Source organism: Solicola gregarius (genome assembly GCF_025790165.1).
GTDB classification, from domain to species: Bacteria; Actinomycetota; Actinomycetes; order Propionibacteriales; family Nocardioidaceae; genus Solicola; species Solicola gregarius.
In genome coordinates, this window is the sequence record NZ_CP094970.1 from 1,886,817 (window position 1) to 1,913,342 (window position 26,526).

General features: G+C 68.4%; 27 protein-coding genes. 5 read left to right on the forward strand and 22 right to left on the reverse strand.

Annotation, left to right across the window (positions count from 1 at the left end; all coding sequences use genetic code 11):
- Window positions 1-11: 11 nt before the first annotated feature.
- The 4 genes from L0C25_RS09325 to L0C25_RS09340 form a co-directional block, all read right to left on the reverse strand.
- Window positions 12-281: a hypothetical protein gene (locus L0C25_RS09325; RefSeq protein WP_271636210.1), complete on the reverse strand. Its 270-nt coding sequence runs from the start codon at window positions 279-281 to the stop codon at window positions 12-14.
- Window positions 282-291: 10 nt separating this feature from the next.
- Entirely contained in the window at window positions 292-537 is a 246-nt protein-coding gene (locus L0C25_RS09330) for a hypothetical protein (protein ID WP_271636211.1), read from the reverse strand.
- Between the two features lie 79 nt (window positions 538-616).
- The gene (locus tag L0C25_RS09335; protein WP_271636212.1) at window positions 617-1,159 is read right to left on the reverse strand and encodes a dihydrofolate reductase family protein; all 543 of its coding nucleotides are present in this window, start codon (window positions 1,157-1,159) and stop codon (window positions 617-619) included.
- A 61-nt stretch (window positions 1,160-1,220) separates the two neighbouring features.
- On the reverse strand, window positions 1,221-1,997 hold the full coding sequence (locus tag L0C25_RS09340) for an NAD(P)H-dependent oxidoreductase (protein WP_271636213.1): 777 nt from the start codon (window positions 1,995-1,997) through the stop codon (window positions 1,221-1,223).
- Between the two features lie 69 nt (window positions 1,998-2,066).
- Between L0C25_RS09340 and L0C25_RS09345 the strand changes: the two genes are divergently transcribed.
- Window positions 2,067-3,035 carry a GlxA family transcriptional regulator gene (locus tag L0C25_RS09345; protein ID WP_271636214.1) on the forward strand — a complete coding sequence of 323 codons (969 nt, stop codon included), beginning with the start codon at window positions 2,067-2,069 and terminating at the stop codon, window positions 3,033-3,035.
- A 51-nt stretch (window positions 3,036-3,086) separates the two neighbouring features.
- Here L0C25_RS09345 and L0C25_RS09350 read toward each other — a convergent pair whose 3' ends face one another.
- The 10 genes from L0C25_RS09350 to L0C25_RS09395 all read right to left on the reverse strand — a co-directional run bounded on the left by L0C25_RS09350 (window position 3,087) and on the right by L0C25_RS09395 (window position 12,766).
- Complete coding sequence (locus L0C25_RS09350) at window positions 3,087-4,271, reverse strand: DUF2786 domain-containing protein (protein WP_271636215.1); 1,185 nt, start codon at window positions 4,269-4,271, stop codon at window positions 3,087-3,089.
- Between the two features lie 300 nt (window positions 4,272-4,571).
- On the reverse strand, window positions 4,572-4,898 hold the full coding sequence (locus L0C25_RS09355; RefSeq protein ID WP_271636216.1) for a hypothetical protein: 327 nt from the start codon (window positions 4,896-4,898) through the stop codon (window positions 4,572-4,574).
- Window positions 4,899-5,055: 157 nt separating this feature from the next.
- Window positions 5,056-6,177, reverse strand: a complete 1,122-nt coding sequence (locus L0C25_RS09360; RefSeq protein ID WP_271636217.1) for an aminotransferase class I/II-fold pyridoxal phosphate-dependent enzyme — start codon at window positions 6,175-6,177, stop codon at window positions 5,056-5,058.
- Between the two features lie 4 nt (window positions 6,178-6,181).
- Window positions 6,182-6,562, reverse strand: coding sequence for an ACT domain-containing protein (locus L0C25_RS09365; protein WP_271636218.1), 381 nt, complete (start codon window positions 6,560-6,562; stop codon window positions 6,182-6,184).
- On the reverse strand, window positions 6,556-7,554 hold the full coding sequence (locus L0C25_RS09370; RefSeq protein WP_271636219.1) for an aldo/keto reductase: 999 nt from the start codon (window positions 7,552-7,554) through the stop codon (window positions 6,556-6,558). Before L0C25_RS09370 ends, L0C25_RS09365 begins: the two co-directional genes overlap by 7 nt.
- A complete protein-coding gene (gene solA / locus L0C25_RS09375; protein WP_271636220.1) occupies window positions 7,551-8,714 on the reverse strand; it encodes an N-methyl-L-tryptophan oxidase in 1,164 nt (387 codons plus the stop codon). The genes L0C25_RS09370 and solA overlap by 4 nt, the downstream gene beginning before the upstream one ends.
- 30 nt (window positions 8,715-8,744) lie before the next feature.
- On the reverse strand, window positions 8,745-9,509 hold the full coding sequence (locus tag L0C25_RS09380; protein ID WP_271636221.1) for an amino acid ABC transporter ATP-binding protein: 765 nt from the start codon (window positions 9,507-9,509) through the stop codon (window positions 8,745-8,747).
- The gene (locus L0C25_RS09385; protein ID WP_271636222.1) at window positions 9,506-10,471 is read right to left on the reverse strand and encodes an amino acid ABC transporter permease; all 966 of its coding nucleotides are present in this window, start codon (window positions 10,469-10,471) and stop codon (window positions 9,506-9,508) included. Before L0C25_RS09385 ends, L0C25_RS09380 begins: the two co-directional genes overlap by 4 nt.
- A complete protein-coding gene (locus L0C25_RS09390; RefSeq protein WP_271636223.1) occupies window positions 10,464-11,432 on the reverse strand; it encodes an ABC transporter substrate-binding protein in 969 nt (322 codons plus the stop codon). The genes L0C25_RS09385 and L0C25_RS09390 overlap by 8 nt, the downstream gene beginning before the upstream one ends.
- A complete protein-coding gene (locus L0C25_RS09395) occupies window positions 11,429-12,766 on the reverse strand; it encodes a lyase family protein (protein WP_271636224.1) in 1,338 nt (445 codons plus the stop codon). Before L0C25_RS09395 ends, L0C25_RS09390 begins: the two co-directional genes overlap by 4 nt.
- 102 nt (window positions 12,767-12,868) lie before the next feature.
- Between L0C25_RS09395 and L0C25_RS09400 the strand changes: the two genes are divergently transcribed.
- Window positions 12,869-13,594: a FadR/GntR family transcriptional regulator gene (locus L0C25_RS09400; protein ID WP_271636225.1), complete on the forward strand. Its 726-nt coding sequence runs from the start codon at window positions 12,869-12,871 to the stop codon at window positions 13,592-13,594.
- 75 nt (window positions 13,595-13,669) lie between these two features.
- Here L0C25_RS09400 and amaB read toward each other — a convergent pair whose 3' ends face one another.
- From amaB to L0C25_RS09440, 8 genes are all read right to left on the reverse strand, one after another.
- The gene (gene amaB / locus L0C25_RS09405; protein ID WP_271636226.1) at window positions 13,670-15,208 is read right to left on the reverse strand and encodes an L-piperidine-6-carboxylate dehydrogenase; all 1,539 of its coding nucleotides are present in this window, start codon (window positions 15,206-15,208) and stop codon (window positions 13,670-13,672) included.
- Between the two features lie 43 nt (window positions 15,209-15,251).
- Window positions 15,252-16,412: an NAD(P)/FAD-dependent oxidoreductase gene (locus tag L0C25_RS09410; protein ID WP_271636227.1), complete on the reverse strand. Its 1,161-nt coding sequence runs from the start codon at window positions 16,410-16,412 to the stop codon at window positions 15,252-15,254.
- Window positions 16,409-17,806 carry a 2-oxoadipate dioxygenase/decarboxylase gene (hglS, locus tag L0C25_RS09415; RefSeq protein WP_271636228.1) on the reverse strand — a complete coding sequence of 466 codons (1,398 nt, stop codon included), beginning with the start codon at window positions 17,804-17,806 and terminating at the stop codon, window positions 16,409-16,411. The genes L0C25_RS09410 and hglS overlap by 4 nt, the downstream gene beginning before the upstream one ends.
- Complete coding sequence (locus tag L0C25_RS09420) at window positions 17,803-19,017, reverse strand: Glu/Leu/Phe/Val family dehydrogenase (protein ID WP_271636229.1); 1,215 nt, start codon at window positions 19,015-19,017, stop codon at window positions 17,803-17,805. Before L0C25_RS09420 ends, hglS begins: the two co-directional genes overlap by 4 nt.
- Window positions 19,018-19,129: 112 nt before the next feature.
- Window positions 19,130-19,621, reverse strand: coding sequence for a dihydrofolate reductase family protein (locus L0C25_RS09425; RefSeq protein ID WP_271636230.1), 492 nt, complete (start codon window positions 19,619-19,621; stop codon window positions 19,130-19,132).
- A 161-nt stretch (window positions 19,622-19,782) separates the two neighbouring features.
- Window positions 19,783-20,709, reverse strand: coding sequence for a LysR family transcriptional regulator (locus tag L0C25_RS09430; RefSeq protein WP_271636231.1), 927 nt, complete (start codon window positions 20,707-20,709; stop codon window positions 19,783-19,785).
- Window positions 20,710-20,845: 136 nt separating this feature from the next.
- Window positions 20,846-22,384 carry a sodium-dependent transporter gene (locus L0C25_RS09435; protein ID WP_271636233.1) on the reverse strand — a complete coding sequence of 513 codons (1,539 nt, stop codon included), beginning with the start codon at window positions 22,382-22,384 and terminating at the stop codon, window positions 20,846-20,848.
- A gap of 126 nt (window positions 22,385-22,510) precedes the next feature.
- Window positions 22,511-23,188 (reverse strand): HAD family hydrolase, encoded by a 678-nt coding sequence (locus tag L0C25_RS09440; RefSeq protein WP_271636234.1) that lies wholly within the window; start codon window positions 23,186-23,188, stop codon window positions 22,511-22,513.
- 79 nt (window positions 23,189-23,267) lie between these two features.
- Between L0C25_RS09440 and L0C25_RS09445 the strand changes: the two genes are divergently transcribed.
- The 3 genes from L0C25_RS09445 to L0C25_RS09455 are packed head-to-tail and all read left to right on the forward strand — an operon-like array spanning window position 23,268 to window position 26,514.
- Complete coding sequence (locus tag L0C25_RS09445) at window positions 23,268-23,561, forward strand: TFIIB-type zinc ribbon-containing protein (protein WP_271636236.1); 294 nt, start codon at window positions 23,268-23,270, stop codon at window positions 23,559-23,561.
- 53 nt (window positions 23,562-23,614) lie between these two features.
- Window positions 23,615-25,132 carry a class I adenylate-forming enzyme family protein gene (locus L0C25_RS09450; RefSeq protein WP_271636237.1) on the forward strand — a complete coding sequence of 506 codons (1,518 nt, stop codon included), beginning with the start codon at window positions 23,615-23,617 and terminating at the stop codon, window positions 25,130-25,132.
- Window positions 25,129-26,514 carry an amidase gene (locus L0C25_RS09455; protein WP_271636238.1) on the forward strand — a complete coding sequence of 462 codons (1,386 nt, stop codon included), beginning with the start codon at window positions 25,129-25,131 and terminating at the stop codon, window positions 26,512-26,514. The genes L0C25_RS09450 and L0C25_RS09455 overlap by 4 nt, the downstream gene beginning before the upstream one ends.
- Window positions 26,515-26,526 lie beyond the last annotated feature (12 nt).

Here is a 26,526-nt window from a genome sequence, read left to right on the forward strand (position 1 = left end):
GGACCGGTGCCTCAGGCGTCGAGTAGATCCGTGACGCCGACCATCTCGAGCAGCTCGCGCAGGTCCTCGTGCACGTCGGCGAGCCGGATCGGCAGCCCGAGTCGCCCCGCGGCCAGGTGGAACCGCAGCAGGTCGTCGACCAGCGCCAGGTCGCAGCGGGTCGTCCGATCGATGCTTCCGATGGGCAGATCAAGATCGCCGACGACGAGCACAATCCGGGCCCAGGGTTGCTCATCGTGGTTCGTCACGCCGGATAGACGGTCGACGGTTGCAGAACTCATCGGTCACCGGTCAGCGGGAGCGGCGGTGTTCCTCCATGCCGAGAGCGACGCCCTTGGCGATGACGCCGACGAGCAGCAACGCGCTGCCCGCAACGCCGACGATGCAACCCAGTACGCCGGTCGGTGACGCAGCGTCGAAGCCGTCGGATCCCAGGACCCCGGCGAAGGTGATCGCGAATCCGACCAGGCACAGCGCCGTGCCCAGGAAGACGTACCCGGTCGACGTGACGCCCTGCGGAGTAGTCGGCGTGCTCATGGCGCTCCCTTCTCGGGCCACACAGCATGCCACGTGCCACGAGGGTTCGCCTCGTGGCACGTGGCAGGACTCGCGGAAGCTACGCGACCGTGTACGTCAGGATGACGATCCCGCTGGCGTGTCGGTCGACGTCGGTGACCGTGAACTTCTGCTGCGGCATGTCGCGGTAGAGCCGCTGGTCGGGCGTCGCCTTGCCCGACAGCACCGGATGCAGCCAGACCCGGAACTCGTCGAGGAGCCCTTCGGTGACCATCAGCCGGCTCACGTCGCCGAAGCCGTACTGCAGGAGGTTGTTGTCCTGTTTGATCCGGCGGATCTCGCCGGCAACGTCGTCGCCGATCACCGTCGTGTTGGTCCACTCGGGATCGGTCAGTGTCGAGGACACGACGTACTTCTTCATCGAGTTCATCCGATCGGAGAAGTCGTCGGCGCCCGCGCGCGAGCTCCAGGCGGGGAAGAAGCCGTCGTACGTCTCCCGGCCCATGACCAGCGCATCGGCCTCGGCGAGCTGGTCCTGCGCGGCCTTGATCTCCTCGTCGCCGAAGTACTCGAAGTGCCAGTCCTCCATGTTCGAGATGTCGCCGTCGAGGGACATGTAGGTCGCGTTGACGATCTTGCCCATTGGTCTGCTCCGTCGCTCCGTGGTGGATGTTCGGTGGTAAGACGGAGCAAGCCCTGGCGTCTCATCGGTGTAGATGCACGCCGAGCCCGCTCTCGCTCGGCGCGTGGTCCGGCCGGAGCACGAGGTCGTCGTCGTAGTCGCCGCCGTTCTGACTGCGGTACGCGAGCGGGGCATCCGTTCCGAGCCCGGCAAGGCGTTTGCGGAGCATGGCCGACGCGTCTTCGTACTGCTCGTCGCTGACTCGATCGGCGCCGTAGGTCGCAAGCGGCGGGAGCACGTCCATCCCGGTGTACCAGAGAGTGCCGTGCAACAGCGGGAACAGCGCCTGGTCGAGCTGGCCGTTGATGCCGCGGGGTCCGAACGCCGACCCGCCGCTGCCGGCCGACAGCACGACCATTGCGCGCTTGCCCGCGAGCATGCCTTCGCCGTAGCGAAGCGTACGACCGGGGAGTTCGGGGTGTCGGATGCCGTACGCAAGGCCCTTGACGAAGACCCGGTCGAACCAGCCCTTGAGGATCGCCGGCATGCCGTACCACCACAGCGGGAACTGGATCACGATGGCGTCCGCCCAGGCGAGCTTGTCGAGCTCACCGCGGACGTCGGCGCTGAGCGTGTCGGTCTCGTACGCATGCTTGGCGGCCGCTCCGACCACGAGCCGCTCGCCCGGGGCATGGTCGGTGAAGTCAGCAGAGTCGACGACCGGGTTCCACCGCATCGCGTACAGGTCGGACTCGCGTACCTCATGGCCGAGCTCGGCGAGGGTCTCGATTCCCGTGCGTCGCAGGGCGCCGTTGAGGGAGCGGGCTTCGGGGTGGGCGTAGAGCCAGAGCACGTTCATGCGTCCAGACTCGCCGTTGGACACCGGCGCTACAATGACCTGATAGCCAACAATCGAAAGAATCAAGCCATGCACCGGATCGCCGTTCTCGCCCGGCAGGGCGTCATGCCACTCGAGCTCGGGCTCGTGCACCAGATCTTCGGCGCGGCGAAGTCCGCCGACGGCCGTCGGCTGTACGAGATCACCACCTGCGCGCCGACGGTCGGCGCCCTGCGTACGAATGCCGACTTCTGCATCGAGATCGAGCATGGGCCCGAGGTCATCGCCGCCGCCGACACCGTCGTGGTCCCCGCCTCCCACGAGCTCGACGACGGGCCGGACGGTTCGGTGATCGGACCCGACGTCGCCGCCGCCCTCGCGCGCATCCGGCCGGGTACGCGGATCGCCTCGATCTGCACGGGCAGCTTCCTGCTGGCGTCCGCCGGACTCCTCGATGACCGCCCGGCCACGACGCATTGGCAGTCGGCCGAGCGGTTCCGCGCACTGTTCCCGCGCGTGCGCCTCGATGCCGATGTGCTCTACACCGACGACGGCGAGGTGCTGACCTCGGCTGGTGAGGCGTCGGGGATCGACCTGTGCCTGCACATGATCCGGCGCGATCACGGCAGCGCCGTCGCGAACGCGGTCGCCCGCTCGAACGTCGTGCCGCCACACCGCGACGGCGGGCAGGCGCAGTACATCAGCTATCCGGTGCGCGAGCCGGAGCGGTCATCGACGACCGAGGCCCGGCGATGGGCCCTCGAGCACCTCGACCGGCCGTTGAACCTCCGTGAGCTGGCCGAGCGCGAGGCGATGAGCGTGCGCACCTTCACCCGTCGATTCCGGGAGGAGGTCGGCACCTCGCCCGGTCAGTGGCTCGCCCAGCGCCGACTCGACCGGGCCCGACAGCTGCTCGAAGAGACCGATCTGTCGATCGAGAGCGTCGCCGCACGGGCGGGGTTCGGTACGGCGACGTCACTGCGATCGCAACTCCATGGCGCGCTCGGTGTCTCGCCGCGCGCGTATCGGCGTACCTTCCGCGTGTCCACCGCCCCCTGAGCCGCGCGTTTGGGCCCCGGATCTCGCCGATCGAGGGCTCGAACGTGCGGCTCACGGGCCGGCGGTGACGTTCTTGTGCGCGTTGAGGCTGGCGCGGTCGGCAGCCGCCCGACCGGCCAGCAAGCCCTCGGCATTGCTGACCGACGAGCGACGGGTCTTGCCCAACCGGGGGAACAACTCGGCACAGGCGGCGTCGATCTGCGCGGCCTGCCGTTTCAGCACCGGTACCAGTGCCTTGGCCTCGCCCGTCTCCTCGACAGCATCGTCCGTCGCGGTGCGGAGACGCTCGCCGATCCGGCCCGCGTAGGCGATCAGGAACGAGCGCCGAAACGATCGGGTGCGCGACGTGCCCCACCCGTCGCTTCGACTGCCGTGCGCGAGCATCGCCGTCTGCGCTTGGACCAACAGCGACGCGGTCATCAGTTCGACCGCGTCGACGTCGGCCGACCCGCCGAGCACGGTCATGAACTCCAGCTTCTCGGTGAACACCGCACGGCACCGATTCGCCACGCACACCTGGTGGATCAGGGTCGCCTTCGCAGATACGTACGGCGCGTCGATCCAGATACGGCGAACGTCGACACGGCTACGGTCGCCATCGTCGAGCGGCCGGTCGAGTAGACGATCGAGCGCGTACCGACTGATCAGCTCTTGCGCCTTCGCAGACAGCGCCTCGGCCTCCTGCGCGGATTCGGTCGACTCGGCCTTCGCCAGGAGTGCACGGACGCGGTTCAGATGCTTCGAGCTGGACACGGAGTCCTCGTGGCGCTCGCGCGAATCCACTGAGCCGGCGAGCGTGACCGTGTGCTCGATCGGCGGGAGCGGTACGAGCACGGTGACGAGCTCGAATACGTTCTCCAGATCGGACGTCGACAAGAGGTCAGGCGTACGCGGGGGCGCTATCCGATCGAGATCGTCATTCCAGAGCGGCGAGACCTGGTCGTCGGGATGGCGGTCGGTCTCGGCCCGGAGCAGCGCCGACAGGATCGGCAGTTGTCGGTCCGTCCCTCGCCGACGGACGATCTCCGCCAGGTCCGTCGGTGCCCAGCCACTCGCCACTACAGACGAGACGATGTACGCGAGCCACTCCTCGGTCGTGGTGCTCAGAACGTCATCGCCGATGCGCCCGGAGAGTCGGAGCACCGTACGGGCCAGCTCCCCGGCGCGCCGCGGAGATTCCGGCAGCTCCGCCGCGACCCACGACAACACCGTCCTCGCGATCTCGGGCCCTTCCATGCCTGCGAACGGATCCCGGACGTGGGCGGAGGCCGCACCTGGCGCACGCCTGCTCCCGACGAATGCCCGATCACGGGCACCCGTCGCCTGCTGCGTCGTCGATCGCGGCCGCCGGTGTCTCGCTCCCACTATCGCCTCCTGTCATCGTCGTTCGCCAGGCAGATTAGTGGCGAGGCGTACGAGTGGTCGGGTAAGCGCGCGGGGCTGTGGACGAGCGACCGGGCTGTGGATGCAAAGTGGACGGAACGCGAGACGCCCGCCCCGGATCACGGGGCGGGCGTCCGGCGTCGTGGGCGACGGTCAGTCGCAGTTCTCGTCTACGTAGTTGCCGACGTTCTCGGCGGCAGGCCCGGCGTCCGCAGCAAGGTCCTGCGCGTCTTCCATCGCCTCCGGGTCCGACGTGTCGATGCCAGCGACATCGCGCAGCGTCTCCATGTCGTCCTTGATCTCATCGGGAGCCTTGTCGACGGCCTCGTCCATCAGATCCTTTGCCTCGTCCGAGCCCGGCTCGAAGTCTGCCGTGTTGACGTCCTTGCCGACGTCGCAGAAGTCGTCTCCTCCACCACAAGCCGTCAGCGTCGCCACCGCCATGATTGCCGCGGCCGCTGCCATTCCTGCTCGACGCATGCGTCTATCTCCTCAGTGCATAAGTGGGTTTACGGCCTGCGCCGTATCGGGCTCAATCGGCCCGACGAACACCTTAGATGCTGGGGGGTCAGGTCGGGTTCACCGGGAACGTGAGATGAACGGCACGTGCCGGCCAGCCGAACCTTGGGACCACACCTCAGCGTCCGGCAAGCCCTTGCAGTACAGGCGTCGTCGCCGCCAGCGCGGCACGTACGTAGTCGACGCCGAAGCCGAAGTTGATCCGCAGGTGGCCCTCGATGCCGAAGAACACGCCCGGGCAGACGAGCACGCTCGCCCCCTCGCGGATCGCGTGGCCGACCTCGACCGACGACAGCTCGAGGTGGTAGCGCACGAATGCCAGCCCGGTCGCCTCCGGTTCGTGCACGGTGACAACGTCGGCGTTGTCCGCGGCCCATGCCCGCAGGACGTCCCACCCACGGTTCATCGCCTCTCGGTTCCGCTTCAGCAGGCCGCCCCGGCGCGGCTCCGACAGTGCCAGCCGAGCCAGTGCGTTGTCGATCCGCCCGGTAGCGATCACCGCGTACTCGTGTCGACGCCACAGCTGCTCGATCATGTCCGGACGCGCGATCGCCCAGCCGATCCGGAGACCGGAAAGACCGTACGTCTTCGACATGCTGTTGACGCCGATCACCTTGTCGTAGCGGCCGACGAACGTCGCGGCATGCTTGCGCGCTGCACGCTCGCTGCCCTGATAGACCTCGTCCGCGAGGATCCAAGCTCCGTACCGCTCGGCGATCGCGACGATCCGGGCGATCTCCTCCTCGGTCAGCACGTAGCCGGACGGGTTGTTCGGGTTGCAGACGTAGATCAGCTTCGTCGTCGTACCCGCGAGCGACTCGAGCGCATCGAGGTCGGGCCTCCACCCGTCGTCGGGATCGAGCGGAAACTCGCGTACGTTGCACCCGTTGTTGGTCGCAAGTCCCCACACCTGTTGGTATCCGGGCTGCATCACGATCACGTCGTCGCCGGGGCCACACAACACATCGACGACCGCCGCATTGGCCTCCGACGCACCGACCGTCACCAGCACGTCGTCGGCACCCACATCCGGATACAGTCCTGCGATCACCTCGCGCAGCGCCCGCTCGCCGTTGACCTCCGGGTAGTACAACGCCGTCCCGAGCAGCTCGTCGAGATCGCCCGGATCATCGAGCAGCTCGCCGAGGCGGACCGGCTCGAGTGTGCTGTCGGCCAGGTTGAACCGCACAGTCTGCTCGTACGCGGACTGCCAGTTCTCCAGCTCGAATCGTTGGAACATCGCTCTACCTCGCAATCCGATGACCGGCAACGGACAACGCCTCGATCGCGCCGTCGAGATCTTGGGTGAGCAGATAGTCGGTGTCATACGTGGAGACCGCGAACACCGACACCTTCGCCTCGGCGAGTACGCCGGAGAGGTTCGCCAAGATGCCGACGAGCTCGAACTCCAGCGGCCCTTCCACCTTGAGGGCTCCCCAGCCGCTTTCGACGACCGCACCCCCGGGCGCCTGCTCGGGGCGACACACGACCGACACCTCGTCGCCGGTCACGGTCACGGACCAGAATGGGCCCACATCGCCTGCTGGCAAGGGCAACGACGATGATCTGGGAAGCCGGCACACCGCGAACTCACCGTCGAGAACCGTCAGATCCAGATTCACCATGCGTACGCCTCCGGTGCAGGGCCGCCGGGCCCGGGAAAGATGTCGTCGAGCTCGGAAAGTGCGGAGTCATCGAGCGCGATGTCGATTGCTCCGATGGAGTTGTCGAGCTGCTCGACAGTGCGGATGCCGAGCGGCAGTGTCGCGACACCGTCCTGATGTAGCAGCCACGAGAGCGCAACCTGCGCGGGATGATGACCCAGCTTGCCGCAGAACCGCTCGTACAGCTCTACCTGCTCGAGGTCGTCGGCGAGCCCCGCAGCAGCGCGCCCCGACGCGCTCCGATTCACATCGTGCTTCGCGAGTACGCCCGAGAGCAACCCGCCGTGAAGCGAGCTGTAGGGCATCACCGCAATCCCGTACGCGCGGCAGGCCGGTAGCACCTCGAGCTCGAGGGTCCGCTCCTTGAGGTTGTAGATGCTCTGCTCGGCCACGAACCCGAACTGTCCGAGTCGTCGCGCGGTCTCTTGACCCTGGACCAGCTGCCACGCCGCGTGGTTGCTCGTGCCGAAGTAGAGCACCTTTCCCTGCGCGCGCAGGATGCTCAGCGCTTCCCAGATCTCGTCCCACGGCGTACGCCGATCGATGTGGTGAAGCAGGTAGAGGTCGAGGTAGTCGGTGCCCAGTCTGCGCAGCGACGCATCGCACGCCTGCCTGATGTGCTTGGCGGACAGATAGATGTCGTTCGGGCCCACACCCATCGCGCCGTACACCTTCGTCGACAAGACGATCTCGTCCCGCCTGCCGGCGTCCTGCGCCAACCACCTGCCGACGATCTCCTCGCTGAGACCCTTCTCCGGTTCATTTCCGTAGACCTGCTTCGTCGCGTGCGCGCCGTAGACGTCGGCCGTGTCGACGAGATTGATGCCGTGCTCGCGAGCGCGGTCGAGGATGTGATGCGCCGCGGCCTCGTCGGTCACGGGGCCGAAGTTCATGGTGCCGAGCCCGAGCCGGCTCACGGCGAGCCCGGATCGGCCCAGTGTCGAGTACCTCACGCGCCCGCTCCTTCCGGGCCACCGAGTCGAACAGGGTCGAACCGGTCCGGGTCGAACCGATCGACCGGGATGTCTGTCGCACCTTCGACCGCGAGGTCGGCGGCAATGGAGCCGATGCCCGCGGCGTGCTTGAAGCCGTGCCCGGAGAAGCCCCCGACCAGCACGGCGCCCGGTGCCCGAGCCGTCGTACCGACGACGAAGTCGCCGTCCGGAGTCTTCGAGTTGATGCACGGCTCCGCACGTACGACCCGCGGGAGCAGTCCGGGGAACGCCATCCGGCAGAACGACTCGATCGGTTGTGTCTCGCCCGGCGTGACCGGCGTTCGGTTGTCCTCGGGACGATCGAGCCATGGCTTCGGTTGACCGCTGATACCGATCTTGACGCCCGAACCGTCGAGGTCTGGAATGCCCCATCCCTGCAGGTCATGGCTCTCACGTACGAACGTCGGAAAGCGATCGGGTCCGTAGCCGGAACCGCCGGAGAACCACGACAGGATCGAGCGCTGATTCCGCAGCGGCAATGCGAGTTCGGGCACCAGGTCGTTGAACCACGGCCCTGCGGACACGATCACGGTACGTGCCTCGATCACGTTGTCAGCGCAGGCGACGACCACCCGGTCGGTCCCGAACTCGATCGAGCTGACAACCGTGCCGGTCTCCACCCGTGCACCGCGATCGACCGCACGCGCGACGGCAGCGCGGATCGCGAGCTCGGGATTGACCGACCCGGCCTCGCGCTCGTATACCCCGATGTCGTCGTCGAACGTCGCATGCTGAGGAAATCTGGTACGCAGCGCGTCGACGTCGAGCAGTTCGTACGCCACCTCGCCGGCATCGGCACTCTTCACCGCGTCGGCGACCAGCTCGCCGCCGTCGGTGCCGATCGACAGCCCGCCGGTGGTCGTCAGCAGCGGCGCATCTGCGGCGCGCTCGAGCTCCCGCCACAGTTCGAGCGATCGCCGCGCGATCGGCACGTACTCCGCCCCTTCGAACAGAATCGAGCGATAGATGCGCGATGCCCCGTGCGATGAGCCGTACGGGTGTGCGATGTCGTACCGCTCGACCCCCACGACCGAGACGCCGCGCTCGGCGAGCTGCCAGAGCGACATCGCTCCCATCGCTCCGAGGCCGACGACGGCGACGTCACAGCGGACGACCATGGATAGCTCCTTGTTGTGTTGACATCTGGGCTACAGAACCTTCGAGAGGAACATCCGCGTACGCTCCTCGACAGGGTCATCGATCACCTGGCTCGGCGGCCCCGTCTCTACGACGACGCCGTCGGCCATGAACGCGACCTGGTCCGCGACCTCGCGCGCGAACCCGACCTCATGGGTGACGACGACCATCGACATACCGTCGCGGGCGAGTCGCTTCATCGTGTCGAGCACCTCGCCGACGAGCTCGGGATCGAGTGCCGAGGTCGGCTCGTCGAACATCATCAGCTTCGGCTTCATCGCCAACGCACGAGCGATCGCGACGCGTTGCTGCTGGCCGCCGGACAGCTGCGACGGGTACGTGTCCGCCTTGTCGGCGAGGGCGACGTGGTCGAGCAAGTCGCGCGCCTCCTTCTCACACTCGGCGCGCGGTCGCCGCTGCACGAGACGCGGCCCGGCCATGATGTTCTCGAGTGCCGTGTAGTGGGGGAAGAGATGGAAGCCCTGGAACACCATTCCGATGTCGGCCCGCTGTCGGCAGACTTCGTTCTCGGGCAGCTGGTGCAGCTTTGTACCGACCTTCTTGTATCCGATCAGTCGGCCGTCGACCGTCAGCCGGCCGCGGTTGATCGTCTCCAAATGGTTGACGCAGCGCAGGAACGTACTCTTGCCCGAACCCGAAGGACCGAGGATGCACAGCACCTGCCCATGGTCGAGCGTGAGGTCGACACCACGCAGCACCTCGAGCCGGCCGTAGCTCTTGTGCACGCGTTCGGACCTCAACAGGGGCTCAGTCATGACGCCTCCCCGTCCGGCGTACGCCGGTGCGAGCGGCCGATGCCCCAGCGCATCAGGTTGCGACCGATGCGCGGCAGCAGCGGGTCATCGACCACGGCGTCCGGCGTGAAGCGCCGCTCGATGCGCGATTGCACGATCGTCAGGATCGACGTGCAGATCAGGTACCAGATGCTCGCGACGATGAGCAGCGGGATCGTCTGGTAGTTGCGGGCATAGATGATCTGCGCGCTGTACAGCAGATCGGGAATCGCCAACACGCTCACCAGCGAGACGTTCTTCAGCATCGCGATCGTCTGGTTGCCGGTCGGTGGAATGATCACCTTCATCGCCTGTGGCAGCACGATCTTGCGCATCGTCTGCAGCCGGGTCATACCGAGTGACTCCGCCGCTTGGTACTGCCCGCGGTCGATCGAGACGATCCCGCCGCGGACGATCTCGGCCATGTACGCGCCCTCGTTCAGCCCAAGTCCGAGGATGCCTGCGACCATCGGTGTGATCAGCGTGTTCGCGTCGAACGTGACGAACTGCGGGCCGAACGGAATGCCCAAGCCCAGCTCGGGATACAGCGCACTCAGGTTGAACCAGAACACCAGCTGCACGAGGATCGGCGTACCGCGGAAGAACCAGATGTAAAGCGCACCGGCACCGGCGAGGATCGGGTTCGCAGAGCCGCGCATCAGCGCGAACACGATGCCGAGCACGATGCCGATCGCCATCGACACGACAGTCAGCTGCAGCGTCAGCGAGAGCCCCCGCAGGATCACGCCCTCGGTGAAGAACTCTCCTACGACGTCCCAGCGGAAGCGCGGATTCGTCAGGATCGTGTTGACGAGCATCGCCCCGAGGATCCCGACGCCGAGTGCGGCGATCCAGCGACCGGGATGCCGGACGGGTACGGCGCGGATGTCTTCGGCGTCGAGTTCCGACCCGGCTGTCGTGCGCTCGTCGCGGACGTCAGTCATCGCTCGCACAGCCCTCGGTGGGTTTACGGGGGAAGATCTTCTCGGCGCTGCTCACCTGCGACGGTTCGGTGAACGTCTTCGACTTGTCGACAGCACCCTCGACGACTCCCCAGTCATTTGCGATCCGTTCGTACTCGCCGTTGTCGATGAGCTCCTGAACCGCCTTCTGGAGAACCTCGTCGAGCCCATCCCAGCGCTTCGGGATGGCTATGCCGGCCAGGCTGTGCGGCGTGAAGTAGAGCCCGGAGACGCAGAGCTGGTCAGCCGCCTGCTTGGCGACGTACTCGACTTGCGCGAGATCGGCAACGACCGCATCCGACCGGCCACTCGTCAGCGTGAGCGCCACCTGGTTCTGGTCGGGGATCTGCAGGATCTCGACGCCGTCCTGCCCACCACCGGTGCAGTGCTTGTCGGCGCGCTCCAGGCGCTCGACCTGGCTCGTACCCTTCTGCACCGCGACCCGCAGCCCGCACAGGCTGTCCTCGAAGTCGGTGGCGCGTACGTCGCCGTCGCGGCTCACCAGGAATCCGCCGCCGTTGAGGTAGTACGAGACGAAGTTGACGGCTTGGAGGCGCTCCGACTCGATACCGAAGCCCGCGATCCCGATGTCGTACCTGCCGCCGTCGAGGCCCGGGATGATCGCATCGAACGCGACGTTCTTCCATTCGACCTCGAGCCCGAGCACCTGCCCGAGCGCCTCGCCCATGTCGATGTCGAACCCGATCAGGGTCTTGTTGTCGTCATCGAAGAACTCGAGGGGCGGGTACGGGGCATTCGTCGCGATGACGAGCTTGCCGCGGTCTCGGATCTCATCGGGCACCTGGTCGACGAGGTCGGAGTTCTCGTCGACATCGACCGTCGACGAGTCGGCGTTGCCCACCGGGTTGGCACCGCAGCCGGACATCACGACGGTGAGCATCGCCGCCGCGAGGGCAGCGGAGTACTTGGCGATTGCATTCATGGCTGGGTCTCCTTCGTAAGACGTCCGTTGTGAGACGTTGCGTGGCGGGCCAGCGCGATGCGGTCGTAGCCATCGTCGGCCACGTCGCGTACGGCCTGCTCGTACGACCCCGTGAGATTCGATGCGACTCGGTCGGGTACCCACTCGACCCCGTCGATGCAGCGTTGGGCGAACAGCGTCGCGGCCTTCGTGAGCATTCGGGTGCCGCGGAGTAGCTCCTCGACGGCGACCGGACCCATCGGCGTCACCTCGAGCTCGGGCGTGCCGGAGGCGGCGGCGACCGTGTGGGCGATCCCGGAGAGCAGGAACTGCGTCTGCATCACCAGCTCGGGTAGCACCGGATTGACCTTGCCGGGCATGATCGACGAACCGGCCTGCACCGGAGGCAGCGCGATCTCGCCGAGGCCGCCGACCGGACCCGACGCCAGCATCCGCAGGTCGCCTGCCGTTCGGCCGAGTACGCGCGCGGCGCGGGCCAGCGCGTCCGCCGCCCGCCCGAACGGCTCGAGCGAGGCGAGCCCGTCGTAGGGGTTCGGACTCGGCGTGATCTCGAGCCCGGTCTCCGCCGCGAGCATGTCGGTCGCCGACTCGCCGAAGCCGGGTGGTGCGCCGAGGCCGGTGCCCACCGCCGTGCCGCCGAGCGGGACGGCCAGCAGCGGCCGGGCGGCACGCTCGACGTCATCGGCCGCGCGGCGAACGGCGTGAGCGTGGGCACCGTGCACCGCCGCGATCGGCAGCGGGACGGCATCCTGTAGGCACGTACGGCCGAGGTGCTCCAGGTCGGCGTACCTGGCGGCGGTCGCATCGAGACTCGACGCGACAGTACGAAGCGACTCGACGGTCTCCGTCAGGGCCCGGTACGCGGCGATCGCCATGGCGGTCGGGAAGACGTCATTGGTCGACTGCGACCGATTGACGTGGTCGTTCGGATGGACCGGGTCGTACGTACCGAGCTCGCCGCCGAGAATGAGGTTGGCCCGGTTGGCGAGCACCTCGTTGACCATCATGTTGACGGCGGTGCCACCGCCGCCCTGCACCAGCTCGAGCGGGAAGTGTGCGCGATGGGCGCCGCCGGCCACCTCACGCGCCGATCGCACGATCGCCTCGGAGATCGCCGGTGTCAGCTCCGCGAACCGCCCGTTCGCGAGAGCGCAGGCGGCCTTGGTGTGCGCGAGGGCGGTGAGCAGCAGCGGCTCCTCGGCAAGCGTCCGGGTGCCGAGGCCGGAGTTGCCGAGTGCGCGCACGGTCTGGATCCCGTACAACGCATCCGCGGGGACGTACGCCGTGCCGAGAAAGTCTCGTTCGGCGCGAACCGCCGTGGTCATCCGGTCCATCAGACCTCCTTGGCCAAGTTGCCTGGCCACTTTGTCGTCTGGCCAGTATGCGAAACTGACGGGACGAGCGCAAGACCCGAGCAGAAAAGAGTTCGCAACGCGATGGCATCGACAGAGCAGGACCCACTCGGCACCGTCACCGCCGTGACGACGCGCAGTGCGTCCGCGCAGGTCGCCGATCAGCTCGTCGAGGCGATCCGCGACGGCCGGCTGCGGACGAACGACAGGCTGCCATCGGAGCGCGAGCTCGCGCAGCGGTTCGGGGTCAGCCGGCCGACCATCCGCGAGACGTTCGCCGCGCTCGAGCTCGCCGGGCTGATCCAGACCCATCGCGGCCGACCGACGACCGTCATCGGCACGCCCGCGGAGGTCACCACCTGGGGCGTCGAGATCCTGCCGCCGACGGTGTTCGAGACTCGGCTCGTACTCGAGCCCGCCCTCGCGTCACTCGCCGCGCAGAAGCAGTACCCGGAGGATCTCGAGAACCTCCGCGACGTACTGGCACGCCTGGAGAGCGAGTTCGAGGAGACCGGCGAGTACGTGAGCGACCTACCCGTCCACCTGGCGGTCGCGCGGGCCGCGCACAGCCCGATCCTCGAGCGTGCCCTCGCAGACGCCCTCCGCCACACCGAGACCGACCTGTGGAAGTCGTTTCGCAGGCGCGCGCTGGTCGAGCGCAGCGCGCGGGAGGGTCACGTCGACGAGTCGCGGTCGGTCGTACGGCATATCGAGCGCGGTGAGCCGGAGGCCGCCGCGGACGTATGGCGGCATCACCTCACGCGTTATCGCGACGAGATGCTCGAGGGTCGGGGCCAGCAACGCTCGTGACAGACAAATAGACATTTGTTATGCCCTGGCATAACAAATGTCTATTTGTCGGGGATGGGTCGGCCCGGACCGGCGTCAGACCGTGAAGTCGACCCCCTGCGCGAGCGGCAACTCACCCGAGTAGTTGACCGTGTTGGTCGCCCGGCGCATGTACGCGCGCCACGCATCCGAGCCGGACTCGCGCCCGCCGCCGGTGTGCTTCTCGCCGCCGAACGCGCCGCCGATCTCGGCGCCGGACGTACCGATGTTGACGTTCACGATGCCGCAGTCGGCGCCCTCGGACGAGAGGAAGCGCTCCGCCTCGGCCTGGTCTTGGGTGAAGATGCTCGCCGAGAGACCCTGCGGCACGTCGTTCTGCAGCGCGATCGCCTCGTCGAGGTCGTCGTACGGCAGCACGTACAGCAGCGGGGCGAACGTCTCCTCACGCACGATCGGCGCCTGCTCGTCGATGCGTACGATCGCCGGCTCGGCGTAGTACGCGTTCGGGGCGGCGTCGGCGAGCCGCCGACCGCCGCCGACGATGAGCGAGCCACCGGCCTCCTTCGCGGAGTCGATCGCGCGCGTCATCTTCTCGTACGCCTGCTGGTGGACCATCGGACCGACGAGCGTGCCGTCGGCCATCGGGTCGCCGATCGGCAGCCGCGAGTACGCGCCCGCGAGCCGCTCACTGAGGTCATCGACGATGCTGCGGTGCGCGATCACGCGGCGCATGGTGGTGCAACGCTGCCCCGCGGTGCCGGCCGCGGAGAACACGATGCCGCGCATGGTCAGATCGAGGTCGGCCGAACCCGTCACGACCGCGGCGTTGTTTCCGCCCAGCTCGAGCAGCGAACGGCCGAATCGCTCTGCGACGCGAGGCCCGACGAGGTTGCCCATCCGGGTCGACCCGGTCGCGCTCACCAGTGCGACACCCGGGTCGTCGACGAGGACCTGACCGACCTCCTGCGCACCGATGACCAGCTGGCTGACGTATCGCGGCGCCTCGACGTCGCGTACCGCACGATCCAGCAGCGCCGCGCACGCGGCCGAGGTCATCGGCGTGAGCTCCGACGGCTTCCAGATCACCGGGTCGCCACACACCAGCGCGATCGCGGTGTTCCATGACCAGACGGCGGCCGGGAAGTTGAACGCGCTGATGACTCCGACGACCCCGAGCGGATGCCACGTCTCCATCAGCCGGTGACCCGGGCGCTCCGACGGCATCGTGCTGCCGCCGATCTGCCGGGAGAGACCGACCGCGAAGTCGCAGATGTCGATCATCTCCTGGACCTCGCCACGCGCCTCGGAGGTGATCTTGCCGACCTCGAGGCTGATGAACGTGGCGATGTCGTCCTTGTGCTCGACCAGCAGCTCACCGAAGCGCTTGACGAGCGCGCCACGTACGGGCGCCGGCACGACGCGCCACTGCTTGAAGGCATCCTGGGCCCGCTCGACCGCGAGCTTGACGGTCGTCTCGTCGCCGTACGCGACGGAGAACACGGACTCGCCGTTGATCGGCGAGCGGTTGGTGACCTCGCCGCCCAGTGCGTCGACGTCGACGCCGCAGCGGTCGAGCGACGCGCGGGCGATCTGTGTGAGCCGCTCCGAGGTCGGAAGGGTGGTTGGCGATGTCACAGGCTCCTCCTTGAGCTGGTGTCGCATACGTAGGGTGTGCGGCTCATACGATGTTGGTCTCGGGACGTAGGCCGGCGTTCGCGAATCGGGTCGCGTCGAGTCCGCCGACGTCCACGAAGGGTTCATTGCCAAGATAGATGTCTCGCATGACCTCTCCAACCGCCGGGCCCATCAGGAACCCGTGGCCGGAGAAGCCGGTCGCGTACAGGAACCGGTCGACGCCCTCGGCCTCACCGATGAGCGCATTGTGATCGGGTGTCATCTCGTACAGTCCGGCCCAGCCGCTCGCGAGCCCGACGTCGCTCAACGCGGGGGCCCGCCGCTCGATCGCCTCACCGAGGCGCGGCAGCCAGTCCTGGCTCTGCGACAGCTTGAAGCCGGGCGTCTCGTCGGGGTCTGACATGCCCATCAGCAGGCCGTCGCCCTCGCCGTGGAAGTAGAAGCTGGACGCGAAGTCGATCGTGAACGGCAGGTCGGGAGGCAGGTCGGGATAGGGCTCGGTGATCAGGATCTGCCGGCGGATCGGAGTCACAGGCAGGTCGACGCCGGCCCACTCGCCCACCTGCCTGGCCCAGGCGCCGGCCGCGCACACGACCGTCTCGCACTCGATCCGCCCGGATTCCGTGCGCACTGCGCGTACGGAAGCGTCGTCGACGTCGAGGCCCGTCGCGGCACACGATGTCACGATGCGTACGCCGAGCCGGCGCGCCGCCGACGCGTACCCGAGGACCACCGACTCGGGTGTGCAGTGCCCGTCGTCCGGCCCGTACGCGGCGGCAAGCAACCCGTCGGTCGAGATCAGCGGCGACAGCTTCTCGGCCTCGGCGACATCGATCATCCGGGTCGGTACGCCGAGCTGGTTCTGCAGCGCGACGTTGCGCTCGAACGTCTCGACCGCATCAGGCGAGTCGAGCAGGAACAGGTACCCCACCTGGTGCAGGTCGATCTGCTGGCCGAAGATCGCCTCGAAGTTCTCGAATGTCTCCAGGCTGCGCGCCCCGAGCGCGATGTTGACCGAGTCGGAGAACTGGGCGCGTACGCCGCCCGCCGCCTTGCACGTCGAGCCCGACCCGAGTGCGTCCTTCTCGACCAGCACGATGTCGGTGACGCCGGCCTTCGCCAGGTGGTACGCGGTGCTGACGCCCATGACACCGCCGCCGATGATCACGACCTCGGCGCTGGCGGGGAGATCTTTCGCGGTCATGCGACCATGATCCCGCCGTCGATACCGAGCTTCTGCGCGACCTCGTTCAACGAGGCCTGCCGCTCGGCCGCGTACAGCTCGGATGGGTCGTTGACCGGCCGACCGATCGCTTCCGACAGCCACGGCAGGTCGCGGGGAGCCCCGCCCTGCAGGCCATCCATGCTGCCGGCCGACGTGAGGTTGGAGGCGAAGATGCCGGCGGCGGACCGTGGCAGGAAGTCCTCGTACACGATCGGCTCCGGCGTCACCCAGCCCTGCTCGATCAGGGCGGCGAGGCGCTGGGGCGGCGTGCCGTCGGGGCGTGCGTCGTTGACCGAGAACGTGAAGTACGCGAGGTCGCGCAGCGCCAGCTCGACTTCTGACTCGGGCAGCTGTTCACGCCACACCTGCTCGGCGATCGCGGGCCGGCCCGCTTCTGGCCGCGCCGAGAGCCGCTTGTCGACCGCGGCCACCATCCGGTCGTACAGGTCGCGTCCGGCGGGCGTGAGAGCGACACCGCGCGCCTCGACCTCGCCGAAGCGTACGCGCAGCTCTCCCGTCGTGACGGACCCGTCGGGCTCGCGCATCTTACGCGGCTCGGCGAGGGCGCGGAACGACGTCTGGCGCAGCAGTACGTCGGGCCCGTCCCAGCGCGGCGGCCCCTGGATCGCATCGATCATCGTGATGCCGCGACTCTGCATGCTCGCGTACAGGTCGTCGATGTCGAGCACCCGCGGGGTCAGGTGGTTGATGTGGGTGCTGGTGACGCCACCGATGTCTGCGGCAACACCCGAGATGCTCTCCAGCTCCTCGTACCAGGTGCGATCGACTGGCTCGGCGGACAGCGCGAACGACGCGGCCGCGAGGTCGAGGAACTCCGCCGCCTGCTCCGCTGCGAGGCCTCGCTCGGCCTCCGCGCGGTCTGCCAGCTCCAGCAACCGTGGGGGAAACAGCTCACGCGCTTCGAGGAAGGCGCGCAACCTCGCCTCCAGATCCTCGTCGAAGAACCGGCGGTCCTCGGGCACCAGCATCGAGGTGAACACCCGGAACGGGTTCTTCGCCAGCTCGGCGCGATCGGTCGGGCGGAACGCCGTCGACACGACCGGGATCGGCTGTGGCTTCGCGTCGCGCAGGTCGTAGAACCCGGTCGCCTCCATGCCGAGTGCTCCGAAGATGCGGGCCACCTGGGCCAGCTCGCGTGGCGTACCGACCCGGATCGCCCCGTGCCGCTCGGCGGTCACTCGCTCGATCGAGCCGAACCGCTCCGCGTCTGCTCTGTCGCGCTCCATCACGCGGGAATTCACCTCGTGCGACACCTCGACGAGGGTGTTGTACGCGGGTACCTCGGCGCCGTACAGCTCCGAGAGTCGCTGGGCGAAGCGGGCCCGCAGCTCGCTGGTCTCGATCACGGTCACAACCGCACCTCCGTCACGTCGGCGGGCCGCTGCCCGCGGAGCTCCATGGCCGTACGTACGCGCGCGTGCGCCAGCCCGGTCGCGGCCTCGTGCGGCGTGATGTCGCGGGCGGCACTCTCGCCGAGCACGGTGGGCACGTTCGCGCGTACCTTCGCCGAGATCATCGTGAAGATCGTGTCGGGGTCGACCGGGATCGCGGAGTAGCGCGCATCCATCGAGTGCGCGGCGGCGATGATGCCGCCGCAGTTGGCGATGAAATCGGGTACGAGCGCCAAGCCACGCTTGTGGAGGACAGCCCGCGACGACGGGTTCGTCGGGAGGTTGGCGCCTTCGACCACGAGGCGGGCAGTCGTCGCTGCTGCGATCGCGTCGTCGATGACGTCCTCACGCGCCGCCGGAACGAGGATGTCGCAGTCGACCCGCAGTGCCGCGTCGGCAGGCTGCACGCCTCCGTACTCACGTACGCAGTCGTCGCCGAACTCGGTACGAAGCGCGGCGAGGCGGGCGATGTCGATGCCGCCCGCATCGTGTACAGCGCCGGCGGCGGTCGAGGTGGCGACGATCGTTGCGCCGAGCTCGACGAGGCGTTCGGCGGCGGCCTGGCCGACCGCGCCGAAGCCCTGGATCGCAACGCGGGAGTCCTTCAGTGCAAGGCCGACCGTCTGCGCGGCGGCATCGGCCGCCTCGGCGACGCCGAACCCGGTCACTCCGAGCTGGTCGTACGGCACACCGCCGAGCGCCCGGGGCAGTCCGACCGCCGCTCCACGGTCGCGCAGCTCGTCGACGAAGATCGCGGCATCGCTCTCGGTGAGTCCCATGTCGAGACCGAACACGTACTCGCTTGGCACCTCGTTCGCGAGCGCTCGGGCGAAGGCGCGAAGTACGTCCTCCTTGTCGGGAGCACTCGGGTCGCCGAGGATGCCGGCCTTGGCGCCCCCGTGGAACAGGTCGACCGCGGCCCACTTCCACGTCATCGTACGAGCGAGCCGGGCGACCTCCTCGACGGTGAGCGTCGCGCTCATCCGGGTGCCGCCCTTGCCCATGCCGCGGGCGGTGTTGTCGATGACGAGGACGCCGCGCATGCCCGTGCGTTGGTCGGAAACGCAGACGACCTTCTCGGGTCCCCACTCGTCCATCGCCGCCAGCATGTCGGTCATCGCCTCGCGTACCTCCTGGTCAGGTGGCCGGTCGCCGTTGACCGGCCGAGGCAAGCATGGCGCGTGGCGTACGCGCGGTTCCAGGCCTTGAGCGACCGAGTGGGTTGAGGCAGGCCAAGCAATCCTGTTGCCTGCCAGCACCCGCCCCGTGCGAGGGTTGGCGCCCTCAGACTTCGGACCGTCGGGACACGGCGTACGTGAGGAACGCGAACCCACCCGAGGAGCGTGCCTCGGTGAGCTGCAGCCGGCGTTCGATCCGCCGCGGCAGCACCGGCGCGCCCGCGCCGAGGGTGACCGGCGCGACGCCGAGGATCATCTCGTCGAGGAGACCCACATCGTCGAACTGGCCGACGAGGTCGCCTCCACCGATGATCCATACGTTGCGATCGCCCGCGGCGCTCACCATCTCGGCATGCACCGTCGCAACGTCATCGCGTACGAACCGGAGGTCGGCGCCGGGCACGACGGGTAGCTCGCGATGCGTGAACACCCACATCTTGCGGTCTCCGTGCATCTCCTGCCAATGGGCGGGGTTGTCGAGCAGGTTCTCATGCTCGACAAGCCATTCGTACGTCGTGGATCCGCACGCCATCGCGCCGACTCCGGCGAAGAACTGCTCCCAGATCTCGTCGGCTGCCGGCTGCTCGGCGGCGAACAACCAGCCGACATTTGGCCGTGCGCTCGGTTCGTACCCGCGGGCAATTCGGTCGGGGTAAGGATCGGCAGACTCTGCATGTCAATCGTCCGCCTTGCATGGTGAATTCGCCGTGCAAGGCGGACGTTTACCATGTTTACATGGTAAAGGTCCGGCGCGGAGAGTCAGGCGGGGTCGACGCCGTCGATCCGCGCGGCGACGTCGACGGCGGCAGCGGCGAGCGCCGCTATCAGCACCGGCGCTGTCGGGCCGACACCGGTCGCGCGATGCAGGGCGAGTACGTGCCGGCGTACGTCGACGTCGTCGAGCGTTCGCGTGGCGATGCCCTCGGCGGGCTCGTGCGCAAGCGCGGGCACGAGGGCGATGCCGAGCCCCGAGCGGACGAACTCCCGGATCACGTCGTAGTCGTTACTCCGGACGCTCACCCGCGGCACGAAGTCCGCAACCGCGCACATCCGGTCGAGGCACGTTGCTCCCGAGGAGCCCTCCCGGGTGCGTACCCAGGTCTCGTCGGCGAGGTCGGCCAGGGTCACCCTCGCCGGCCGCACCAGCGGGTGGCCATCGGGCAGCAACAGCAGTAGACGCTCATCGACGAGCGGCGTACGCACGAGCCCGGCCGGCCAGCGCTGCGGCACCAGGTCGTACCGGTAGACGACCGCCACGTCGAGCTCACCGTCGCGCAGCAGCGCAACGAGCTCGGCGGGCTCGCCCTCGTCGAGCTCCACGCGTACGTCGGGGTGGTCGTCGCGATACGCCGAGAGCCCACCCGGCAGCAGTCGCTCGCTTGCGGTCGGGAAGCTGCCGAGCCGCAACCGTCCGAGCTCGCCGGCCGCGAGCCCGCGCACGTCGTCGTCGAGACCGTCGAGCGCCAGCAGCGCATCGTGGGCACGTTCGGCGAGGAACTCGGCCGCCGGCGTGGCCGTGATGCTGTGCGCGTCGCGCTCGAACAGCGGCACCTGCACGGCGCGCTCGAGCGCGGCGATCTGCTGCGACACCGCGGATGCCGTGTAGCCGAGCCGGCGCGCCGCATCGGCGAACGACCCCGTGCGTACGACCGCGGTGAGGGTGCGTAGGTGCACCGGGTTCAGCATGCCGCCACCCTATGCGCGGTCGGTCAGTCTTCTTGCACCTTGTCTCTGTCGCTGCGGATTGCGATCATCGACAGAAGTACGAGCGCGCCGATGTCGACGCCGAAGAAGACGATCGTCCAGATCACGATCTCGGCAGTCATTCCGCACCTCCCTTACGCCGCATGCGGGGCAATCGCCACCGGCCGAGGTTCGGGTCACCCACGAACGGCGTACCCGGGCCCATGGACGCCGACATCGGCCCGCTCATGACCTTATTGGCGAGGACGTTGTTCAGGGCCAGCATGATCAGCGCGAGCACGCCCCACTGCAGCAGCATCGTCCCGATGCTGAACGTCGAGGTCACATTCCATGGCTCCGGGACGTCTTCCAGCGCCTGCTGCATCCACCAGCCGAACAGCAGCACGAACATCAGCGGGAACGCGTAGATGCAGACGCTCCACCACTTGCCGACCCGGACATCGCTGACGTCGTCCATCTCCTTGCGGGCACGCTCGACGCCGAACTTCATCATCGCGACCGCGACGCACAGTCCGGAGATGAGCAGGCCGATGCCCCACACGTTGTCCTGGTTGGTGAGGAAGTCGACGCTGTACGCCGACGGAATGCCCGCGATCAGCGTCGCGACCACGACGATCGTCACGGAGGTCTGACGGGTCAGGCCCATGTCCATGATGTTGCGGGCCGCGAGCTCGACCATCGCGATGAGGCTGGAGATGCCGGCGAGGAACAGTGCGAGGAAGAACAACGGGCCAAAGATCGCGCCGCCCGTCATCTGGCCGAAGAGTGCGGCGAAGTAGGTGAACGCGAAGTCCTGGTTGGCGTTGCCCGCAGCGGTCGTGGCGTACTCCGCACTGCGGACCGAGAAGAGCGTGCACAGCACCGCTGTAGCAGCGAACAGTGATGCGAGCAGGTTCGCGGAGACGAGGATGCCGGCGTTGGTCGCCATGTCCTCCTTCTGGCGCATGTAGACCGCGTACGTGAGGTAGAGACCCCATCCGGCGCCCGTGGAGAACGCCATCTGGGTGAATGCCTGCAACCACACGTCGGCTTCGGTGAGCACGCTCCAGTCGGGTACGAACATGTACTCGAGCCCGCCCGATGCACCGTCGAGCGTGAGGGCCTGGATGAACAGGATCACCAGGATCACGAACAGCGCGGGGATGACGACGTTGAGCACCGACTCGAATCCCCGCTTCACCCCGCGGATCACGATGTAGCCGACCATCGCAATGGAGATCACGTGGAACAACATCGGCTGCCAGGCGCTGCCGGTGAAGTCGTTCCAAACCACCGACGTGTCGACATTGCTGTCGTTGAACTTCCCCGTCACAGCGTAGACGAGGTACCGCAATGCCCACCCGCACACGACGGAGTAGTAGAACAGGATGCCGACCGTCACGAGCCCGACGAAGCCGCCCATCCAGGCGAACTTGCGGCCCATGAAGTCGCGGAACGCGCCGATCGTGCCCAGCCGCGACTTGGAGCCGAGCAGCGACTCGGACATCAGCACCGGGATCGCCCAGACGAGGTTGGCAACGACGATCGCGATGATGAACGCACCGCCGCCGTACTCGCCCACCACCCGGGGGAATCGCCAGAGGTTGCCGGTGCCGACGGCCATGCCGACGGCCGCAGCGATGAACGTGAACCTGTTCTTGAAGACCTCGCCAGCCATGGCCAGCATCCTTGCGCGTGACAACGATCACGCGCAAGGGTGAATCCGGACCGGGTTGTGCCGCACCGTCCGTTGTGTCAGCCGGTCGCGCTCGGCATCTCTCGTCCTGCCTACCGCTTAGGCCGGTCAGATCTCGGCGAGGGTGGCCCCGAGCTCGGCGAGCGACTCGATCTGATAGCTCGGCTGCGGGCCTTCGGGATCGACGCGATGACCCGGACGGGCCACCCGTACGGTCGTCAGCCCGGCCTCGAGGGAGCCGCGCACATCGCGTGCCGACGCCGCGACGTGCACGTGCCCGCCGGTACGTTCCGCCGCACGGCGGTAGATCTGCGCACCCGGCTTGTACGCTCGCAACCGCTCCGAGGTGAGCACGAGGTCGGGGTCGACCAGCCCGGCCACCTGTGTGCGCGCGAACAACGCGTCGTCGACGTTCGACAGGATGCCCAGGCGATGGTGGTCGCTGAGCCCGGCGAGCCCCGGCACGACGTCGGGCCACGGCGCCCAGCCGGGGATCGACTCATGGACCGTGCGCATATCGACCTGGTGGTCCGAGTCGATGCCGAGGTCGTCGTACGCGAGTCCGAGCGTGCGGGTGGACATGAAGGTGAACGACTTCCACTCCCCACCTGCCAGGAGCCGGTCGGCCAGCTCCAGCTGCGCCGCCTTGTTGTGCGCGTCCCACCGGTCGTACACCTCGCTGCCGGAAACGGCCCAGCCACGCGACGCGGCAAGCCCGTCGAATGCGCCGGAGGCGCCGCTCCGCGTATCGAGCAGCGCGCTGAACAGGTCGAACGTCACGATCACGCCGCGATCGTACGCCGCCCGGTACCGTCGGGAACCCCGCGTGCGGTCGGGCACGTTGACTGGCCAGGAGGTACTCGACATGCAATGTCCCACCGACGGAACCACGCTGGTGATGAGCGAACGGTCCGGAATCGAGATCGACTACTGCCCGGAGTGCCGCGGCGTCTGGCTCGATCGCGGCGAGCTCGACAAGATCATCGATCGCGGCATGCAGATGTCTGCACCGCAGGCGCCGCCGCCGCAGGCACCACCGCAGCAGGCGCCGCAACAACAGCGGTACGAGCAGCCGCGCTACGACGACCGCCGTTACGACGACCGCGGCTCGTACAAGCGCAAGAAGAAGGAGCACTGGCTCAGCGAGCTGTTCGACTGAGCGAGTCGGCGACTCGGCCGGCTGATATATCATATTTCGACCAGGAGGTCGGGATGGAGCACGTGGAGCCGGGCACGGTACGCGCGTGGGCGCGTCATCTCGATATCGAGCCCGCGAGCGTCGACCCGGACGCACTCCGCTCCGAGCTGACCGCCGGCACGATCCCGGGCGTGCTCGCAGCCGCGGCGTGCTCGCGCGGCGCGGTCGCGGTCGACGGCGAACGACTGACGTACCCGGAACTGCGCGACCGCGCGGTTCGGGCGGCCGGTGTGCTTGCCCGCGCGGGCGTCGAACGCGGCACTCGAGTCGTGATCAGCGCGCCGTCGTCGATGCGGTTCGTGGTCGGCTACCTCGCCGCCTTGCACGCCGGAGCGACCGTGGTGCTCGCCAACCCCGCGTACACGAGCCACGAGCTCGAGGCGCTCATCGCTCGCTCGCAGGCGACGCTGCTGCTGGTCGACGGCAGCGCCACCACGACTGCGGTCGGCACGCTCGACCTGGCCGAGCTCGACGACCCCGGCCTCGATCCGCACCCCGGTGCGGCGCTCGACAGCGACGACGTCGCCCTGCTCGCGTACACCTCGGGTACGACCGGCACTCCGAAGGGTGTTCCGCTGACTCACGGGGCGCTGCTCGCGTCGATCCGCGGCGCGATGCGCTCGTGGAGATGGTCCGCCGACGACACTCTCGTCCACGCGCTCCCGCTCTTCCACCAGCACGGGCTGAGCGGACTCCACGCGAGTCTCGTCGCCGGGTCCAGCCTGACCGTCCTGGCGCGGTTCGACACGCACGAGCTGATCTCGACCGCCGAGCACGAACGCGCCACGATCGTGTTCGCGGTGCCGAGCATCCACCAGCGGTTGGCCGATCTCGATGCGCCCGAGCTTCGACCACTGCGGCGGCTACGGCTGATCACGTCGGGGTCTGCACCGCTCTCGCCTGCAGTCGCGGACCAGCTGTACGCCAAGGCGGGCCTGCGGCCGTTGGAGCGCTACGGACTGACGGAGTCCGGGCTCGATGTTTCCAACGAGTACGGCGAGCCGATGACCGGGACGGTCGGCACCCCACTGCCCGGCGTCGAGGTCGACCTGCGTACGCCCGACGGCGATGCCACCGACGAGGGCGAGATCGTCCTGCGCGGTCCGCAGATCTTCGGCGGTTACCTCGATGATCCCGATGCGACCGCCGCCGCGTTCTGGCCCGGCGGCTGGTTCCGGACCGGCGACGTCGGCCGCTGGGACGACGGTCGGCTGGTGATCACCGGGCGGCTCAAGGAGCTGATCATCACCGGCGGCATGAACGTCGCGCCGCGGGAGGTCGAGCTCGTCGTCGAGGCGTGTGCCGGCGTCGCGGAGGCCGTGGTCGCCGGTGTGCCCAGCCAGCGCTGGGGCGAGGAGGTCGCCGCGTGGGTGGTGTCCGAGCCGGGCCACGAGATCGCCGCCGATTCGGTCATCGAGCACTGCCGGTCACGCCTTGCTCCGTATAAGTGCCCGAAGCGGGTCGTCGTCGTCGAGTCACTGCCGCGCAACGCGATGGGCAAGGTCGTACGAAGCGCGCTGGTGGCGCCGTGACGGAAACGCTCGTACCGGGCGACGAGCTCGAGGCCGCGACTCGGGCACAGTACGCGGCTTGGATGCAGCACGGCGTCGAGGCCTCAGCCAAGCTCGGGTCCGATCACGAGCCCGCGTGGCCGGAGCTCGCGTCGAGCGGCGTCGGCCCCGCCCCGGCGCCGTCGACGTACGCGAGCGCCACGCCCGAGGACGTCCGCCAGGCCGCCGATGAGGGCTGGCTGGTGACACCACCTGCTCCTGAAGCGGACGCGCTCGACGGCCCGCTGCACGGCCTGTCCGTCGCGGTCAAGGACATCATCGACGTCGCCGGCCTGCCCACCCACAACGGGACGACCGGTGGCCGGTGGCGCGAGCCGACGGCCTCCGCGCCCGCCTGGACTGCTCTCGCCGACGCCGGGGCGCACTGCATCGGTAAGGCCGCGACGCACGAGATGGCGTGGGGCGTGGTCACCCCACAGATCGCCAACCCCTTCGCACCCGACCGGATCGCCGGCGGCTCGTCTGGCGGGTCGGCCGCGTGCGTGGCAGCGGGCTCCGCCACGGGCGCGCTCGGAACGGATACGGGCGGGTCGATCCGCGTTCCGGCCGCGCTGTGCGGCGTCGTCGGCTTCCGGCCCACGACCGGCGCCGTACCTCTCGATGGAGTCACCGGCCTCGCACCCGAGCAGGACGCGCTCGGGCCGCTCGCGGCCGACGTCACCACGTGCCTCGCGATGCTCGAGGTTCTCCTCGGTCGTTCGTTGCGAAGCGACGTCGGCGACATGGCCGGCGTACGCATCGGTGTGCTTGAGCGGGTCGGACGGCTCGACCCGACCGTCGCGGATGCGTACCACGTGGCGTTGGGTGCGCTCGAGGCCGCCGGCGCCACCGTTGTCGAGTGCGAGACGTCCCTGCACCGCTCGGCGGCCGGCAACTCGCTGCTGACGATGCTGCGCTCCTCGGCGCTGGAGCACGCCGAGGCGGTACGCGCGGCGCCCGCGGCATTCGGCAGCGAGGCCCGCGCCCTGCTCACTCTCGGCGAGCCGCTCGCGCCGTACGGCGAGCTGATCGACGCGGCGCGCCGTGCGATCGCGGCCGAAACCGCCGCGTTGTTCACGACCCGCCGCCTGGACGCGTTCCTCACGCCGACCACACCGTGCGTCGCGCCGGTACGCGGGGCCGACCAGGTCGAGATCGACGGACGGTCCGAGCCGGTATCGGCGGCGCTCGTCCGCTACACCGGCTGGGCCCCGGTCACGGCGATGCCCGCCGTCAGCGTGCCGGTGCCACCGCGCACGCCCCGCGCGCTACCCGCCGGCGTACAGATCATGGCGCCCCCACACCACGACGCGGTCTGTGCCCGGCTCGCGTACGCACTCGAGCGTCGCCTCCGAGGCGGGTGACCCGGCCGAATC